At 68.5% G+C, this 15855-nt stretch carries 13 protein-coding genes; 7 read left to right on the top strand and 6 right to left on the bottom strand.

Features of this window, described 5'->3' with window-relative positions; translation table 11 throughout:
* Positions 1-5 precede the first annotated feature (5 nt).
* On the top strand, positions 6-422 hold the full coding sequence (locus ACZ7LU_RS00950) for an SRPBCC family protein (protein WP_398305391.1): 417 nt from the start codon (positions 6-8) through the stop codon (positions 420-422).
* Between the two features lie 74 nt (positions 423-496).
* Here the strand turns inward: ACZ7LU_RS00950 and ACZ7LU_RS00945 are convergent, their stop codons facing one another.
* On the bottom strand, positions 497-1477 hold the full coding sequence (locus ACZ7LU_RS00945) for a TIGR03557 family F420-dependent LLM class oxidoreductase (RefSeq protein ID WP_468085180.1): 981 nt from the start codon (positions 1475-1477) through the stop codon (positions 497-499).
* Positions 1478-1635: 158 nt separating this feature from the next.
* A complete protein-coding gene (locus ACZ7LU_RS00940) occupies positions 1636-3288 on the bottom strand; it encodes a class I adenylate-forming enzyme family protein (RefSeq protein WP_471915259.1) in 1653 nt (550 codons plus the stop codon).
* A 178-nt stretch (positions 3289-3466) separates the two neighbouring features.
* On the opposite strand from ACZ7LU_RS00940, the gene ACZ7LU_RS00935 reads away from it, so the two are divergent.
* Positions 3467-4177, top strand: coding sequence for a winged helix-turn-helix transcriptional regulator (locus tag ACZ7LU_RS00935; RefSeq protein WP_398305382.1), 711 nt, complete (start codon positions 3467-3469; stop codon positions 4175-4177).
* On the opposite strand, the gene ACZ7LU_RS00930 is transcribed toward ACZ7LU_RS00935, so the two are convergent.
* A complete protein-coding gene (locus ACZ7LU_RS00930) occupies positions 4174-5523 on the bottom strand; it encodes an amidase family protein (RefSeq protein ID WP_471915258.1) in 1350 nt (449 codons plus the stop codon). The genes ACZ7LU_RS00935 and ACZ7LU_RS00930 overlap by 4 nt on opposite strands.
* A 62-nt stretch (positions 5524-5585) precedes the next feature.
* Between ACZ7LU_RS00930 and ACZ7LU_RS00925 the strand changes: the two genes are divergently transcribed.
* The 4 genes from ACZ7LU_RS00925 to ACZ7LU_RS00910 all read left to right on the top strand — a co-directional run bounded on the left by ACZ7LU_RS00925 (position 5586) and on the right by ACZ7LU_RS00910 (position 11245).
* Positions 5586-6872: an aminotransferase class V-fold PLP-dependent enzyme gene (locus ACZ7LU_RS00925; RefSeq protein ID WP_471915257.1), complete on the top strand. Its 1287-nt coding sequence runs from the start codon at positions 5586-5588 to the stop codon at positions 6870-6872.
* Positions 6865-8331 carry a M1 family metallopeptidase gene (locus ACZ7LU_RS00920; RefSeq protein WP_471915256.1) on the top strand — a complete coding sequence of 489 codons (1467 nt, stop codon included), beginning with the start codon at positions 6865-6867 and terminating at the stop codon, positions 8329-8331. The genes ACZ7LU_RS00925 and ACZ7LU_RS00920 overlap by 8 nt, the downstream gene beginning before the upstream one ends.
* A 96-nt stretch (positions 8332-8427) precedes the next feature.
* On the top strand, positions 8428-9876 hold the full coding sequence (locus tag ACZ7LU_RS00915; RefSeq protein WP_471915255.1) for an aminotransferase class V-fold PLP-dependent enzyme: 1449 nt from the start codon (positions 8428-8430) through the stop codon (positions 9874-9876).
* Between the two features lie 19 nt (positions 9877-9895).
* A complete protein-coding gene (locus ACZ7LU_RS00910; RefSeq protein ID WP_471915254.1) occupies positions 9896-11245 on the top strand; it encodes an FAD-dependent oxidoreductase in 1350 nt (449 codons plus the stop codon).
* A 41-nt stretch (positions 11246-11286) separates the two neighbouring features.
* Here the strand turns inward: ACZ7LU_RS00910 and asnB are convergent, their stop codons facing one another.
* The 3 genes from asnB to ACZ7LU_RS00895 form a co-directional block, all read right to left on the bottom strand.
* Entirely contained in the window at positions 11287-13128 is a 1842-nt protein-coding gene (gene asnB / locus ACZ7LU_RS00905; RefSeq protein ID WP_471915253.1) for an asparagine synthase (glutamine-hydrolyzing), read from the bottom strand.
* A 73-nt stretch (positions 13129-13201) separates the two neighbouring features.
* The gene (locus ACZ7LU_RS00900; RefSeq protein WP_471915252.1) at positions 13202-13762 is read right to left on the bottom strand and encodes a carboxymuconolactone decarboxylase family protein; all 561 of its coding nucleotides are present in this window, start codon (positions 13760-13762) and stop codon (positions 13202-13204) included.
* 36 nt (positions 13763-13798) lie between these two features.
* Positions 13799-15028, bottom strand: coding sequence for a cytochrome P450 (locus tag ACZ7LU_RS00895; protein WP_471915251.1), 1230 nt, complete (start codon positions 15026-15028; stop codon positions 13799-13801).
* Between the two features lie 351 nt (positions 15029-15379).
* Here ACZ7LU_RS00895 and ACZ7LU_RS00890 point away from each other — a divergent pair, with 351 nt between their 5' ends.
* On the top strand, positions 15380-15820 hold the full coding sequence (locus ACZ7LU_RS00890) for a hypothetical protein (RefSeq protein WP_468085170.1): 441 nt from the start codon (positions 15380-15382) through the stop codon (positions 15818-15820).
* Positions 15821-15855 lie beyond the last annotated feature (35 nt).

The following is a 15855-nucleotide window of genomic DNA, read 5'->3' as shown; positions in this document are numbered from 1 at the left end:
GCGCGATGACCGAGTACGAACGTTCACGCACGATGCCCGCGCTGCCGGAGCACGTCTTCGACCAGGCCGCCGACGTCGACCAGATGGACGCCTGGCTGCCGCAGGACCTGCACGTGGACGCCGGGGAGGAACCGCCCGCCGTCACCGTGCACGAGGACCGCACCGACCAGGACGTGTCCGCCCTGCTGCGGGCCCGGCGCGACCAGCTGCGGCTGGAGTGGGGCACCCGCGAGCAGGGCGGCTACACCGGCTGGCTCCAGGTCGCGGGACTGGACAGCGGCACCAGTGAGGTCACGGTGCACCTGTCGTTCTTCGAGGAGGGGCACGACCCGGGTGAAGAGGCCGTGCACACCGCTCTCGACCGCAGCCTTCAGCGGCTGGAGGAACAGGTCCGGCTGCGCGTCGACAACGCCGCAGGCTGACGCCGACGCCGTCGAGGCCGGCCGCATGCTCGACGCGGCCGGCCTCGACGCCGTGGGTGCGGTCCTGGCCGAGTTCAGCCCTGCCCGCCGCTCGGCTTCAACTGCCGCATGCGGCCGTCGAGTTCACGCTGGTAGAAGTCGATGAACCCGTCCGGGTCGGGGCCGGCGTTCTGCATGACGAGCCGGTCGAAGCCCGCGTCCACGAACTTCTGCGCCACCTCGACGAACCGCGCGGGATCCGTGCCGCAGGCGAACTTCTCCAGGATGTCCTCCTCGCGCACGGTCGTGGTCGCGGCGTCGAAGTTGACCGGATTGGGCAGCTCGCTCATGACCTTCCACCCGGTCAGGGCCCAACGCGACGTCTCCAGGGCGGCCTTGGCCCCGGCGTGCTCGTCGGGCGCCCACGCCATCGGCACCTCCGCGTACCGCGGACCGGAACCGCCGGCCTCCCGGTACTGCCGGACGATCTCGGGCTTGTCCTCGGTGGCGAAAAGACCGTCCCCCAGCTCCGCGGCGAGCGCCGTCGAGGCCTTGCCGCTCGCGGCCACCGCGATCAGCGGAAGCGTCTCCGGGAGGTCGAACACGCGGGCGTCCGAGAGCCGCAGATGCTTCCCCTCGTACGACTGGTAGCCGCCGCTCCACAGCAGCCGGATGATCTCCAGGGCTTCCCTGAACATCTCGTGCCGGGTGGACACGGCGTCCGGGAAACCGACGCCGGTGACGTGCTCGTTGAGCCGCTCGCCCGAACCGAGTCCGAGCACGAAACGGCCCTCCGACAGCAGGGCGAGGGTGGCGGCCGCCTGCGCGATGATCGCCGGGTGGTAGCGCACCGTCGGGCACGTCACGCCGGTCGCCAGCTCGATCCGTTCGGTCTTGGCCGCGATGCTGCCGAGCACCGTCCAGGCGAACGGCGAGTGCCCCTGGTTGTCGAGCCAGGGATGGTAGTGATCGCTGATCTCGACGAAATCGAACCCGGCCTGCTCGGCCAGCACCGCCTGCCGCACCAGTTCCGCCGGGCCGAAGGCCTCGGCGGCGAGCTTGTAACCGATCTTCATGTGCGTCTCGTCTCCTTGCGTGCGCCACTTCTGTCGCTGCGGCTTCTGCCCTTTTGCCCGCTTAGAGGTACCCGCCGGCCTTCGGGCATAACGCACACATCCGCCGAGGCCACGCCGACGCCGCCGAAGGTCACCCACCCGGTCCGCGACGAGGGCGCCTATGGAGCGCTCGTGACCGCCCCGTCCGTCCACGCGGCGCGCAAGGCCTTCTTGTCGACCTTGCCGACCTTGGTCGTCGGCAGCCGGTCGAGCAGGACCGTCTTGCGGGGTGTGTACAGGTCGCCCAGCTCGGCGGTCACCGCCGCGCCGACGGCGGCCGGGTCGACATCGGCGTCCTCGGCCGTGGCCAGGAAGACCTGGACGGCCTCCCCGTACTCCTCGTCCGGCACGCCGAGCGCCGCCGCGTTGCGCACCCCGGGCAGCGTGAGCAGGAAGTCCTCAAGGACGCGGGAGTAGACGTTGTCGCTGGTGCTGCCGGTGACGATGATGTCCTTGGCGCGGTCGACGAGGAAGAGGTGGCCCTCGTCGTCGAGATAGCCCAGGTCTCCGGTGCGCAGCCAGCCGTCGCGCAGCGCCTGCGCGGTGCGCTCCGGGTCCTCGTAGTAGCCGAGCATCACCGTCTCGCCCCGGACACAGACCTCCCCGACCTGCCGGACGGGCAGCGCCACGTCGCTGTCCTCGCCGCGGATCTCGATCTCGGTGTCGGATATCGCGCGCCCGCAGCTGCGCCAGAGTTCGGGCCGCTCGGCGCTCTCCGAGGCGAGCTCCTCCGCACCGAATGCGGCGATGCCGAGCGCCTCCGACTGCCCGTACCCCTGGCCGATCACGGGCCCGAAGACCTCGGCCGCCTGCTGCAGCCGGCTGGGCGAGGAGGCCGCGCCGCCGACGACGATCCGCCGCAGCTCGGGGAGTACGCCCGGTACGCACTCCGGGTGGTCGAGAAGTGCGTACAGCATCGGCGGCACGAACATGGTGGCGGTGATCCGCTCCTCGCGCAGCACCGCGAGCGCCGCACCCGCCTCGAACTCGGGCAGTACGACGAGGACGGACCCCGTCACCAGCGCCTGGACCGAGGTGAGGTGGCCGCTGCCGTGCGTGAGGAGCGTGGCGGCGAGCACGCGGTCCGTGCCGCCCTCCGCGGCCACGACCGGGAGGCCCGCGGGGCGGAGCCCCCGCCGGCTGTCCTCCGCCAGGTCCACCAGCGCGTCGTAGAGCCGGTGGCTGTGCGCGGCGAGCTTGGGGCGGCCGAGGGTGCCGCCGGTGTAGAGGACGGTGACGGCCTCGTCGGCTCCGGGGGCGGGCACACGCTCGGGCCGCACATCCGGGCACTCGTCGGCGACAGCCAGCAGGTCCACGGCTTCCACGGCGCCCTGCTCCTGCTGCTCGCAGGGGCCGAGGCTGAGCAGCACGGGGGCGTGGACGCTGCGGCCCGCCGCGTCGGCGGCGCGCTGCGCGAAGAGCGGGTCGGTGACGACGGCGCGGGCCCTGGACTGCTCGACCAGCGCGGCGAGTTCACCGGGACCGGGCTCGGGCGGCAGGAACACGACGCGGCAGCCGATGAGATGGACGGCGAGCTGCACCAGCACGGAGTCGACGCGGTTGGCCAGGAACAGCCCCACTCCGTCGCCGGGTTCGAGCCCCTGCCGACGCAGTGCGTGCCCCAGTCCGAACAGCCGCCGCCGGGCCTCTCCCCGCGTCAACCGCCGCTCACCCTGAACAAGCGCCTCGGCGCCCTCGTCCTCGTGCCAGTGCTCCAGGATGCGGTCCACGTACGTCCGGGGCTCGGACGTTTCCGGTGCGTTAACGATCATGAGCACATGCAAACATGCCGCTCGGCGACAGCGAGCTGACAGGGGGTGAGTTCGGCCAGGCGGGCGGGGAGTAATATGCCCCGGCTCAGGAAGAGGCCGCTTCCAGAAACGGACCCAACATATACTGAGAGTGGGCTCTAGAGTGCGTGGCTTCCTGCGCACGGAGGTGAGAGGGTATATGGGAACGAAGCGATATCGGCAGATGTGCGCTGTCGCGGCGGCGCTGGACATCGTCGGGGAGCGCTGGACCCTTCTCATCATTCGTGACCTGATCAACGGGCCGAAGCGGTACAACCAGCTCCTCGGCGAGAGCCTGGTCGGCATCGGCCCGAATCTCCTCGCCTCACGCCTGCAAATGCTGACCGATGAGGGGCTGATCGAGCGGGAGCCGGTCCCCGGCGACGGCCGTGGAGTCGAGTACCGGCTGACGGAGAGCGGTGAAGCGCTCAAGCCGGTCATTCTCGGTCTGGCTTCCTGGGGCCTGTCGCACATCAGCTCGTACGAGCCCACCGATCTGGTGCGTGCCGAGTGGGGCATGGTGGCGGTGGAGGCGATGGTCGCGGCCGGTCCCGCGCCGGAGGCCGACGAGGCATATGAGTTCCGCATCGGGGACCACGTCTTCTGCGTGTTGTGCGAGAACGGGACCGCCACCGTCGCCGAAGGGCCCGCCCCGCGGAAGGCGGCGCTGGTCGTGGACTCCGACCCCGAGACGTTCATCAGGATCGGGACCGGACAGGTCAGCCCGCTCGATGCGGTGCTGTCCGGAAGGATGTCGATCAGCGGCGACTCGACGGCGCTGTCGCGTTGTCTGAAACTGCTGGGTCTCAGTCTCGACTCGGGCGGGGACAAGCCGCCGGCCGGCGAGGGTCTCGTCGAGGCGGTGTCCTAACCCAGGCCGCGATCGCCGGAGACCGGCGGTGTCGGCGCCTCCCCGGGGCTCAACTCTTCGGCGAGGTCCAGCAGTTTCGCCTCGGATCCGTGCGCTCCGACGAGCTGCACTCCGTACGGCAGCGCTCCCGCCCCGGCGCAGGGAACATTGACGGCCGGCTGGCCGCTCGCGTTGAACATCGCGGTGTACTGCATCATGCCGAAGGTGCGGTGCATCGCGGTGTCGGGATCGTCGAACCACCCGAGCCGCGGCGCCTGAACGGGCACCGTGGGGCTCAACAGGACGTCGAACCGCTCCCACCACGCCGTGAGATCCATGACGAGTCGGTGCAGCCACTGCGCGGTGTCCCGGACGGCTTCGGGCGTCGCGAGGGCTGCCATGGCCAGCATGTGGGCGGTTCCCGCCTCCATATCGGTTTCGGTCAGCGGCCGGCCGAGATCCTTCGAAGCGTCCGCCACCTCCTCTGCCAGCCAACCGGCAAGCATGGGAGTGGTTTTCACAGTGAACTGGTCGAACTGCTCGAGAACTCGCGGATGGGCCGGGAGCACCTGATGGCCCAGATCACTCAGCTTGGCCGCCATCCGTTCGACCGCCTCGACGGAGCCGACGCCGAGGTCGATCGCGGAGCTCACGGCCGAGGTGAGTACGCCGACTCGGAGTCGCCGAGTCGCACCCTCCGTACCGGCACGGTCCGCGTCGGGCGCCCTGTCCAGGCCCAGCACCGGGAGCATGCGGCGCAGGTCGCCGGCCCTGCTCGCCAGGAACCCGTGCTGGTTCCAGGCCGCGAAGGTCGGCGTCGTCGCGGGCCGCGCGAGACCGGGCTTCAAAGCGAAGACCCCGCAATGAGCCGCCGGAATACGGAGAGACCCGCCCAAGTCCGTGCCGTGCGCGATCCGCACCGCCCTTGCCGCCACGGCGCACGCCGAGCCGCCCGACGACCCCCCGGCGCCGCGACCGTGCTCCCACGGGTTGTGCACCGGACCGTAGGCAAGCGGCTCGGTGGTCACCGCGAGGCCGAATTCGGCGGACTTGGTGCGCCCGACGATGTCGAACCCGAGTTCCCGCAGACGCCGCCCCAGAGGGTCGTCGTGGCCCGAGACGGTGCCGTGCTCGCGCAAGACGTGGTTCCCGCGCCACAACGGCGCGTCGGCCAGCTTGAGGTCGAGGTCCTTGACCAGCAGCGGCTCGCCCGCGAAAGGCGCCGCCGGCCGGGGCGACACGGGCGGCAGCGTCGTCGCCATGAACTTCAGAGCGGCATCGAGGCGGGTGACGTGCTCGCGGACCTCCACAGAGTGGTCACTCACGCCCAGCACCCTCCCATGTCTTGCAGGCGACACCGACAGCATGCCACTATATCCAACATATAGTGACCTACCAAGCCCCGTGCTCGCGGAGGAACGATCCGCCTATGCAGAAGCACCAGCGAGGGAAAGCCGCAACGGATGGCGTCGACTGGGCGGAGGTGCGGGCGAACTTCAATCTCCAGCCGGACTGGGCCGACTTCACATCGTTCATGTTGTCCTCGCACCCGAAACCGGTCCGCGAGGCGATCGCGGAGCTGGCCGACCGAATCGACGCACGACCGGAGTGGGCCGAACTGGCCGCACTGGAACCCGGCGAAGCGAACATGATCTTCCAGGTGAAGTCCGCGATCGCCCGTTACGTGGGAGCACGGCCGGACGAGTTCGCCCTCGTGCAGAGCACGACCGCCGGACTGGGTCTGCTGTACGCCGGACTGCAACTCCACCCGGGCGACGAGATCCTGCTCTCCGAGCACGACCACTACTCGCATCACGAAGCGGCCCGGCGCAAGGCCGAGAAATGCGGTGCCGCCACGCGCTTCGTGTCGCTCTACGAGGACGGCGCGGCGGTCACGGAGGACGAGTTGATCGACCGCGTCCTCGGCGCACTCACCGCTCGTACCCGCGTCGTCGGATTGACCTGGGTGTACTCCGGCAGCGGGGTGCGGATGCCGGTGCGCAAGGCGGCGGATGCGATCCGCTCCTGGTACGGGGCGCGTCCGAGTCCGTTGATCGTGGTCGACGGCGTCCATGGCTGCGGGGTGCTCGACGAGCCGGTCGACGGGCTGGGCGTGGACTTCTTCGTGTCAGGGGTCCACAAGTGGCTGCACGGCCCCCGCGGCACAGGATTCATCTGGGGCACCACCGCGAGCTGGCGGTACGTGGAGCCCACGATTCCCACCTTCGAGATCGACGCGGACGTGTTCGGGGCCTGGGTCGGCCGGAGCCGTCTGCCGCCCACACGTGCTTCGTTCGTCTCGCCCGGCGGCTTCGTCGCCTACGAGTATCTGTACGCCGTTCCCACGGCGATCGACTTCCTGACGAGCATCGGGAAGACCGAGATCAGTCGGCGCGTGCTCAGCCTGAACACGCGGCTCCGGGAAGGGCTGGCCGCACTTCCCGGAGTCCGCCTGATCACTCCCCTGCCGGAGCACATGAGCGCGGGCATCGTGTGCTTCGAGGTCGACGGACTCGAACCCCGTGAAGTCGTGGCCGGGCTCGCGGCACGGCACATCCGATCGGCCACGACCCCGTACCCGCGGTCGTACGCCCGGTTCGCCGCCACCATCGAGAACTCCGAAAGCGACGTCGACCACGCGATCGACGCGGTCGCCGGCCTGTCGCACCCGCCGGGGCACGGACCGCCACGATCGAGGGACCTCGGCCATGACTGACCAGACGGAATTCGACAGAGTGCTGGCCGAAGCGGCCCGCCACGCCGGCTCCTCGCTGCTGACCGGCTCGGATCTGGCCGGTGTGGGAGACCCCTATTTCCCCGTCGACGGTTCCGACTTGTTCACCCTCACCCACCACGCCCTGGAGGTCGATTTCGACGTCGCCAGTGGCGTGCTCCAGGGGCTGGCACGCCTGGAGATCGCCGTCAGGGTGGACGTACCCGCGATAGCGCTCGACTTCGGACTGCCGGCCCGTGAAGTGGTCGTCGACGGCTCCACGGTCGCCCCCAAGGCACTCCCCGGGAAGCTCGTCGTCGAACCCGGCACCGGCTTCGGCGCCGGACGTCACCACATCGAGATCACTTACGCGGGCTCACCCGGAGAGGTCGAAATCCGAGGCGAACGATCCTGGCTGAACACACCTTTGGGAGCGCTCGCCGCGAGGGAACCGCATGCGGCGGCCTTCTGGTTCCCCACCAATGACCACCCGTCACGCAAGGGGACCTACGACCTCACCATCACCGTGCCGCGCGGGTTCGTCGCCATTGCCCCGGGCCGCCTCGTCGAGCACTCGCGCACCTCGAAGGTGGCTCGTTTCCGCTGGGTGGCGGCCGAACCCGTGGCCTCTTATCTCTATTCGCTGCTCATCGACAGGATGCGGATCGAGCTCGACACCCTCGATGACGGCGGCTTGCAATGGGTCTCCGCTTACGGCGACGGAGTCACCGATCACGCACCGATGGCGCGGGCCTCCATCGAAACCACGCCGGCGGTCCGCGCATGGCTGGAGACCCTCCTCGGCCCCTATCCGTTCGACGCCATCGGCGGAGTGGTCACCCGCATGGCCGGCCCCCACGCACTGGAGACGCAGACCCATCCGATCTACGGCGACCGCTTCTTCGGCCAGAGTCTCGACTCGTACGTCGTGGCACACGAGATGGCCCATCACTGGTTCGGCAACTCGGTCAGTCTCTCGGCCTGGAACGACATCTGGCTCAGCGAGGGCATCGCGACCTACCTGTCATGGATGTGGTCGGAAGAGAACGACGAGGGCACCACGGACGAACTGTTCGGCAGCTTCTATCAGTTGCGAGCCGCGGACACGGATTACTGGCGGGTCCCGCCCGGCGACCCCTCACCCGCCCACCTCCTGTCGACCCAGGTCTATGAACGCGGAGCGATGGCGGCCCATGTTCTTCGCCGGTCGATCGGCGACGACGCGTTCTTCGGTTGCCTGCGCACGTGGTGCGACGCCCACCGCCACCACCACGGATCGCTGCAGCAGTTCCTCGCCACCGCCGCGTCGGCCGGCGGGGCCGACGTGGCCGCGCTCCTGCGGCCCTGGCTGTTCGCGCGCCGCTGCCCGGACCCGCCACCGGGAGTGTCCGCCCGCACCCACGTCGAACCGCCCTCGCTCCGGTTCATCCGCCGCACCGGAGACCCTCAGTCACAGAAGTGAGAGATGCGGGGACAAGCCGACGGAGTTAGCTTAATAATTATGTATTCATCTCCCGTTGCTGTCCGCCGAGCCAGTCGGACCTGAGAGGAGCCCGTCATGTCGGCCGCCGAGCTGAGCTTCGCGGACTTCACGCACCATCACTGGCAGTACGCTGCCGCGGATCATCTCGACGAGATACGTGCCCGGGACTTCTCACAACTGGACCGTCTCGGCCAGGTGTACCTGGACTACACCGGCAGCGCGCTTCCCGGCCGATACCAGCTGGACCGATACCGCGACTCCGTCTGCGACGGCATCTGGGGCAATCCGCACTCGGTACACCTGCCCTCGCGGCGCTCGACGGAAGCGATCGCAGCGGCCAGGCGGGCTGTGCTCGACTTCCTGAACGGCCCGCCCGACGAATACACCGTGATCTTCTGCGCGAACGCCTCGGCCGCGATCCGGCTGGTCGCCGAATCGTTCCCCTTCGCCGCACCGTCCCGCCTCGGCCTTCTCCAGGACAACCACAACTCCGTCCTCGGCATCCGTGAGTATGCCGAGCGGATGGGTGCCGAGGTGACGACCGTCCCGCTCGGCGCTGACTTGAGAGCCGACATCGACGAGACGACCCGGGTACTCGCCGACGGGACGGACGGCCCCTCCCTTTTCGCTTATCCGGCGCAGAGCAATTTCTCCGGGGTGCGCCATTCGCTCGACTGGATCGACGTGGCTCACAGCCACGGCTGGAAGGTGCTGCTCGACGCGGCCGCCCTCGTACTGTCACAGGACCTCGACCTGACCGAGCACAAACCCGATTTCGTGCCGATCTCGTTCTACAAGATCTTCGGCTGGCCGACCGGCATCGGCTGCCTCGTCGCGAGGAAGGAGGCGCTGGCCGAGCTGCGGCGCCCCTGGTTCTCGGGCGGCACCGTGATCGCGTCCAGCGCGATGGGAGGCTGGCACGCGCTCGCGCCGGGAGCGGAGGGGTTCGAAGACGGCACGCCGAATTTTCTCGGCGTCGTCGGGGTCGGCATCGGACTTGACTATGTCACGAACATCGTCAAACGGGACCTGGCACGGGCACGCATGACGAGTCTCTTGCAATACACGTTGCATCGAATCGCGGAATTGAAGCACGACAACGGCATGCCGATGTGCGCCGTCTACGGCCCGGGCGATGTTGTCGACAGGGGGCCCGCCATCGCGTTCAACGTCCTGGACAGAAATGGCCACGTCGTCGACGAACGCCTTGTCGAGAGCCGGTCCGTCGACATGAACATAGCGCTGAGGACCGGCTGCTTCTGCAACCCCGGCGTCGGAGAGGCCGCGTTCCGCCTCGATACGGACGACCTGTTACGAGCCGGCCAACTCGGCGACGGCCCCTACACGGTCGAACATTACCGCCACGAAGTCGGCATTCAGACCGGCGGTGCGCTGCGGATATCGCTCGGGCCGGTCTCCAACTTCCAGGACATCTCCCGTTTTGACTCCTTCATGCTGAGCTGGCGGAACTTCGTCCAGACCACCGAGAGCCTCGCCGGTCTGCCACCGCGCGAGCGTTGTTGAGACCGAAGGCGGGGTCACCTTGCAGAGAGCCGTGGTGATCGGCGGCAGCATCGCCGGCCTGCTGACAGGACAGGCGCTCTCGGCCGCGTTCGACGAGGTCGTCGTCATCGACCGGGACGACCTGGACACGACGAGCAGCGGTGTCCGGCGCGGCGTCCCGCAGGCGCGGCACCCTCACACGCTCCTGCGCCGCGGTGAGCAGATCCTCAACGCCCTGTTCCCCGGCATCACGGACAGCCTGATCCGGCATGGCGCGGTCGTGATGCCCATGGACCGCGTGTGGTGGTGGCAGCACAGGGGCTACCGTGCGGCGGTCCCCGACGCGGCTCCCATCGTCTCGTGCTCGCGCCCGCTGCTGGAGTTCCTGGTACGCGAGCACGTCGGGGCCAACGGAGTCGTCGAACTCCGCACCGGTGAAACGACCGATCTGGTCGGCGGTGACGGCGCCGTCCGCGGGGTCCGCGTTCGCGACCCGTCCGGCGGCTCAGCGGTGATCGACGCCGATCTCGTCGTGGACTGCTCCGGACGGCGGTCGAGGGCCGACCGCTGGCTGACCGGGCTCGGATACCCCGGCCCCGAGGTGCGGCGGGTCCGGTCCGACGTGCGGTACACGACCCGTGTCTTCCACCGGTCGACGCGGGTGCGGACCGATGGCGCCGCCGGATACTTCGTCATCAGCGACCCACAGGCGAAGAAGCGGTTCGGCACGGCGATGCCGATCGAGGGCGACAGGTGGATCATCACCCTCGCCGGGCTGCACGGCGAGGGAGCGCCGACCGACCCGGCCGGATATCTCGGTTGGGCCCGGACCCTCCCCACGGCCAAGATCGCGTCCATCATCGAGGACGAACTGCCCATCGGTCCCGCGGTTCGCCATCGACTGCCGGGAAGCGAGTGGCGGCTGTTCCAGCGGCTCGCGGCCCACCCACGCGGCTTCGTGTGTGTCGGCGACTCCGTGTGCAGCCTCAACGCCCTGTACGGGCAGGGCATGACCTCTGCCGCGGTTCAGGTCGTCGCACTGCAACAAGCATTGGCACGGTCCGGTGTCATGGATCCGGAGTTCGCCCGCACCTTCTACCGACTGTCCGCACGTGCGGTGTCGCCGGCCTGGGCGACGGCTACGGGAGCCGACTTCGTCTATCCCGAGACCCGCGGGCATCGCCCCTGGCCGACGAAGATGATCAATCGGTACGTCACCCGATGTGTGGTGGCGGGCCAGCACGACCCGACCGTCGCGACGCGGCTGTGGGACGTGGCCAACATGGTGAAGTCCCCCGCATCGCTGCTGAGCCCACCGGCTCTCGCGAGAATGGTGCGCAACTCCGGGCGCAGGCCCCTGGGCAACTGCGAGCCGATCAGGCCTCGATGAGATCCATACCAGCGGGTGAGCGCTGCACCGGTAGGTGAGCTCTACACCAGTAGGTTCGGCGAGTACATGTCGAGCCAGTGATACACGTCGAGTATCCGGTCCAGTCCGGCTCGGACGTCACCGGGCATCTCGTGCGGTGGTATCTCGGTGGCCGCCTGCGCCCACTCCCGGTCGACGATCGCGAAGACGGGGTGGTCGGGTTGCGCGAGGATCTCGGACAGCTGGCTGATGAGACTCGCGGCGTATCGGGGGTCCTGGCTCGTCGGATAGGGGCTCTTCACACGGTCGCGGACAGCCTGGGGCACCACGGCGCCTGCGGCCTCGCGCAGCAGGCTCTTCTCGCGGCCGTCGAAGGTCTTGAACGACCACGGTGTGTTGTAGACGTACTCGACCAGGCGGTGGTCGCAGTACGGAACGCGGACTTCCAGCCCGACGGCCATCGAGGCACGGTCCTTGCGGTCGAGCAGCATGGGAAGGAACCGGGTGAGGTGCTGGTGGCTGATGCGCCGCATCCGCCTCTCGTGGTCGTCGTCTCCGGGGAGCTGTTCCACCTCCTTGCGGGAGACGGCGTACTGGTCGGCGATGAAATCCTCCAGCTCCAGCTTCGCCCGCAGGTCGCGGTTCAGCAGGGCGAACCGGTCCGCGGTGAAGGCGCTGCGGAACGCCAGCCAGGGGAAGTTGTCCGCGTTGACCGACTGCGGGTGATGGAACCAGATGTACCCGCCGAAGATCTCGTCCGCGGACTCTCCCGACAGGGCGACGGTGGACTGCTCGCGAATCGCGCGGAAGAGCAGGTACAGCGAGTTGTCCATGTCGCCGAGCCCGGCGGGGATGTCACGGGCGCTGACGACGGCACGGCGCACGCTCGGCCTCGAAAGGGTGCTCTGGTCGAGGGCGACGCGGTGGTGGTCGGTCTTGACGAGCTCGACGACCTCCCGGACGAACGGGGCGTCCGGCGTATCGCGGATTTCGTCGGGCACGAACGTCGCCTCCTGGTCCTCGAAGTCGACGGAGAAGGTCCGCAGTGTCCCGCGTTTCGCCGCGTCGGTCGCGGTGGCGAGTCCGGTGAGGGCACTCGAGTCCAGACCGCCGGACAGCAGGAGGCACAGGGGGACGTCCGAGACGAGCTGGCGTTCGACGATGTCGTCGAGCAGTCCGCGTACACGTTCGACCGTGGTGGGCAGGTCGTCGGTGTGCTGCCGGGTCCGCAGACTCCAGTAGGTGTACGGAGTGATGCCCTTGCGCTCGACCGTGAGCGTCGTGCCCGGCCGGACCTGGTCCATGTCGCGCCAGAGCGACCAGCCGGGCCGGCCGGTCATCGCGAACAGTTCACGCAGGCCGTCGGTGGTGACCGTGCGGTCGGCCAGTGGGTGGGCGAGGATCGCCTTCGGCTCCGACCCGAAGACGATCCCCGAGGGTATGCGGTAGACGTACAGGGGCTTGATGCCGAGACGGTCCCGCGCGAGGAACAACCGCTCCCGCCGCTCGTCCCAGACCGCGAAGGCGAACATGCCGTTGAGCCGCTCGACGACCGACTCCCCCCACTCCAGATAGCCCTGGAGCAGGACTTCGGTATCGCTGCTCGTCTCGAATCTGCGACCCCGCGCCCTCAGTTCGGCCCGCAGCTCGGTGTAGTTGTAGATCTCGCCGCTGTAGACGAGCGCGATCTCCCGGCCGGTGTCGGTGGCCACCATCGGCTGCCGGCCACCTGCCGGGTCGATCACGGCCAGGCGCCGGTGGCCGAGAGCGACGTTCGCGCGGACGAACGTTCCGGTCGCGTCCGGGCCGCGGCGCGACACGGCCGATGTCATGGACTCGATGACATCGGCCGGCCGGGCACCGAAACTCGAATCGAACGAGACCCAGCCGGTGATTCCGCACATCGATGATCTCCCACTCCGGTCCGTTCGATCCCCCGCCGCGCGTGATCGGCACGGCGTACGAAGAGAGGTGGCGCTAGGCCGGCGCGGTCTTGGAGCGGACGCCGGCGGCGTATCCCTGGCTGACGAGCCCCGCGGCCATGGATTTGTAGAACTCCGGGTCCTCGGGCACCACGGCACCCAGGCCGTCGACATAGCGGTTGAACATGGCGAAGGCGGCAGCGATGAGGACCGTGTCGTGCACGTCGCGCTCCGTCGCCCCGGCCTCACGTGCCTTTGCGACATCCGCTTCCTGGACGCTCTTGCCGTCGGCGGTCACCTTGGTCGCGATGTCGAGCAAGGCCCTCATCTTCGGGCTGAGCGCGGTGTCGGCCGATCCCGACCTGACGTGGTCGACGATGGCCTCGCCGTCGTCCAGCTGGGCCGCAGCGATCGCGAAGTGGCCGTTGGCACAGAACGGACTGGCGTTGAGGTGGGACGCGTGCCCCGCGATCAATTCACGCTCGCCCCGCGAGAGGGAGGTGTTGTCGCGCAGCAGCGCCTCGCAGAACTCGAGGAGTGGTTTGGCGGTTTCGGGGCGGTAGTTGAACAGCCCGAAGATGCCGGGCATCCGGGCGTCAACGGTGATGTGTGGCATCACGTGCTCCTAGCCTGATAGGCAGAAGGGTGGTCGTTACCATGCGACCGGCAGTCGGGTGTATCCGTGGAACCCGAGGACGGGTGTGTGACGCTCGCCGGTGAACTCCGGCGAGAGCGACAGGTTCGGGAGCCGTTCCGCGAGGCCCCCGAGGAGCTTCTGCACCTCGGCCCTCGCCAGCGGCGCCCCGATGCAGAAGTGCGCGCCGTGTCCGAAGGACAGATGCCGATTCGGCGTGCGGTCGATGAGCACCTGGTCGGGAGAGTCGAACGCCTCTTCATCGCGGTTGCCGGAGCCGAACAGGATGAACAGCCTGCCGCCGGCCGGTATGGACACGCCCCCGAGGGTGGTGTCCCGGGTCGTCGTCCGCCACAGACCTTGCAGCGGGGCGTCGTAGCGCAGGATCTCCTCGACGACCGTCGGGATGGTCGACGGGTCGGCACACAGGCGTGCCCAACGGCCGGGCTCCGACAGGAGGACGGCCAGGCCATTGCCCACGGTGTCGATGGTCGTTTTGTGCCCTGCCATGACCAGCCCGCACAGGGCGCTGACGAGCTCGTTCATCGTCAGGGGTGCGGCGTCGGGGAGCTGCTCGTGGACCATGACGCTGATGACGTCGGATGTGGGCCGGGCCCGCCGCTCCTCGATCTCGGCGGCGATGAAGTGCTGGAACGCCACCAGGTTGCGTGCTTGACGCAAGCGTTCGTCCAGCTCGGCTGGTGCGAACAGGAACGATACGAGGTCCTTGCTCCACCGGGACGCGTCTTCGATGTGGTCTGCCGAGATGCCCATAAAGCGCAGGATGACCTCGACGGTGACGGGCCGGGCCAGGTCCGCGATCACATCGCACTTCCCCGACGGAACGATGCGGTCCAGGTGTCGGTCGACGATGCCGTCGACGACCGAGCCGAATCCGTCGGTCCGGGTCTGGGCCATGGCCTGGACGTACGGATGGCGGAACCGCATGTGCGCCTCGCCGTCCGTACTGATCGCGATCGGCACCATCGGGTAGCCCGTCGCCAGCACTTCGGCGACCTCGGGGGGCGGATCGTCGAAGGGGCGCGTCAGCCCCTGCGACGAGTACGTCTCCGGGTCGCCGCACACCGCCTTGATGTCGTTGTATCGGCTGACCACCCAGGCATTGAGTTCCGGCGAGAACTTGACCGGCTCCTTGTCACGAAGGCGACGGTAGAGCGGGTACGGGTCGGCGAAGAGCGCGCTCATCTCACCGAACCTCTGTCTGGTCGACTCGGTGATGTCGGTCATCAGCGCACCCCAGTAGCTACATGTTTGAGTATCGAAACGGTATTACCGCCGCCTGACCGAGTCAACCTCCCTACAGCGCAACGGAAGTCTCCCCTCGGGTCGCTACGGCATGTTCTACCGATTCCGCGCGGCCGACGGAACCGTCGAGCGAGGGGCCGATGAGCCCGCCGGGACGTTCAGCAACCTCGAAGAACTCTGGCGACAGAGAGGGGATACCGCACATTTCGCGAGCGGTCGGCTATTGACTACATAAAAAAAGAGTGATCTAGTGAGTGGTACGCAGCTGCTCAGACCTCTTGATGACGCGCGTGTGTGTGGTGCCCGCCCCGACGACTCGCGGAAGGAACCGCCATGACCGACCTCGCCGCTCCTCACAGTCTCGACACCACGGCTCTGCTCGACGAGTACCGCTCCAAAGTGGTGCCCGCGGCCGCCGAATTCGTCAGGGGCCGCATGTCGGCACGGGACCTCCGCGCGATCTGGTTGCCCTACTTCCGAGGTCCCTTCCTCGCCTACGAGAGGGCCGTCCAGGAAGCCTGGCGTGCTGCCTACGGCCCCGACCGCGGCATCGAGCCCGGCCCGCCGCTGGCCGACCCGAAGTACGCCGAGCAGCTCCGCTACTTCCCGGTGACCATCTCGCACAACAACCTCGAGCGGCTCATCGACGTACTCGAGGTCGAGCTCGGGGAGCGGACCGCGGGCTCGACCAAACTGCCAGAGCGGATCATCGACTTCGCGTACGTCATCGACGCCCTGGAGGGCTTGATGCAGTCGCTGTCGAGCAAGTCCTGATCCAGGCTCGGCCCAAGACACAACACAACAGGTTC

The organism is Streptomyces sp. NPDC039462 (assembly GCF_055639375.1).
This window is presented reverse-complemented; position numbering and strand designations above follow the sequence as displayed.

What these genes read in the sequence shown, in the direction of transcription:
- ACZ7LU_RS00945 (WP_468085180.1), bottom strand. Translation starts at nt 1,477, where the DNA reads ATGAAGATCGGTTACAAGCTCGCCGCCGAGGCCTTCGGCCCGGCGGAA.
- ACZ7LU_RS00940 (WP_471915259.1), bottom strand. Translation starts at nt 3,288, where the DNA reads ATGATCGTTAACGCACCGGAAACGTCCGAGCCCCGGACGTACGTGGAC.
- ACZ7LU_RS00890 (WP_468085170.1), top strand. Translation starts at nt 15,380, where the DNA reads ATGACCGACCTCGCCGCTCCTCACAGTCTCGACACCACGGCTCTGCTC.
- ACZ7LU_RS00930 (WP_471915258.1), bottom strand. Translation starts at nt 5,523, where the DNA reads ATGCTGTCGGTGTCGCCTGCAAGACATGGGAGGGTGCTGGGCGTGAGT.
- ACZ7LU_RS00950 (WP_398305391.1), top strand. Translation starts at nt 6, where the DNA reads ATGACCGAGTACGAACGTTCACGCACGATGCCCGCGCTGCCGGAGCAC.
- ACZ7LU_RS00925 (WP_471915257.1), top strand. Translation starts at nt 5,586, where the DNA reads ATGCAGAAGCACCAGCGAGGGAAAGCCGCAACGGATGGCGTCGACTGG.
- ACZ7LU_RS00920 (WP_471915256.1), top strand. Translation starts at nt 6,865, where the DNA reads ATGACTGACCAGACGGAATTCGACAGAGTGCTGGCCGAAGCGGCCCGC.
- ACZ7LU_RS00935 (WP_398305382.1), top strand. Translation starts at nt 3,467, where the DNA reads ATGGGAACGAAGCGATATCGGCAGATGTGCGCTGTCGCGGCGGCGCTG.
- asnB (WP_471915253.1), bottom strand. Translation starts at nt 13,128, where the DNA reads ATGTGCGGAATCACCGGCTGGGTCTCGTTCGATTCGAGTTTCGGTGCC.
- ACZ7LU_RS00900 (WP_471915252.1), bottom strand. Translation starts at nt 13,762, where the DNA reads ATGCCACACATCACCGTTGACGCCCGGATGCCCGGCATCTTCGGGCTG.
- ACZ7LU_RS00915 (WP_471915255.1), top strand. Translation starts at nt 8,428, where the DNA reads ATGTCGGCCGCCGAGCTGAGCTTCGCGGACTTCACGCACCATCACTGG.
- ACZ7LU_RS00895 (WP_471915251.1), bottom strand. Translation starts at nt 15,028, where the DNA reads ATGACCGACATCACCGAGTCGACCAGACAGAGGTTCGGTGAGATGAGC.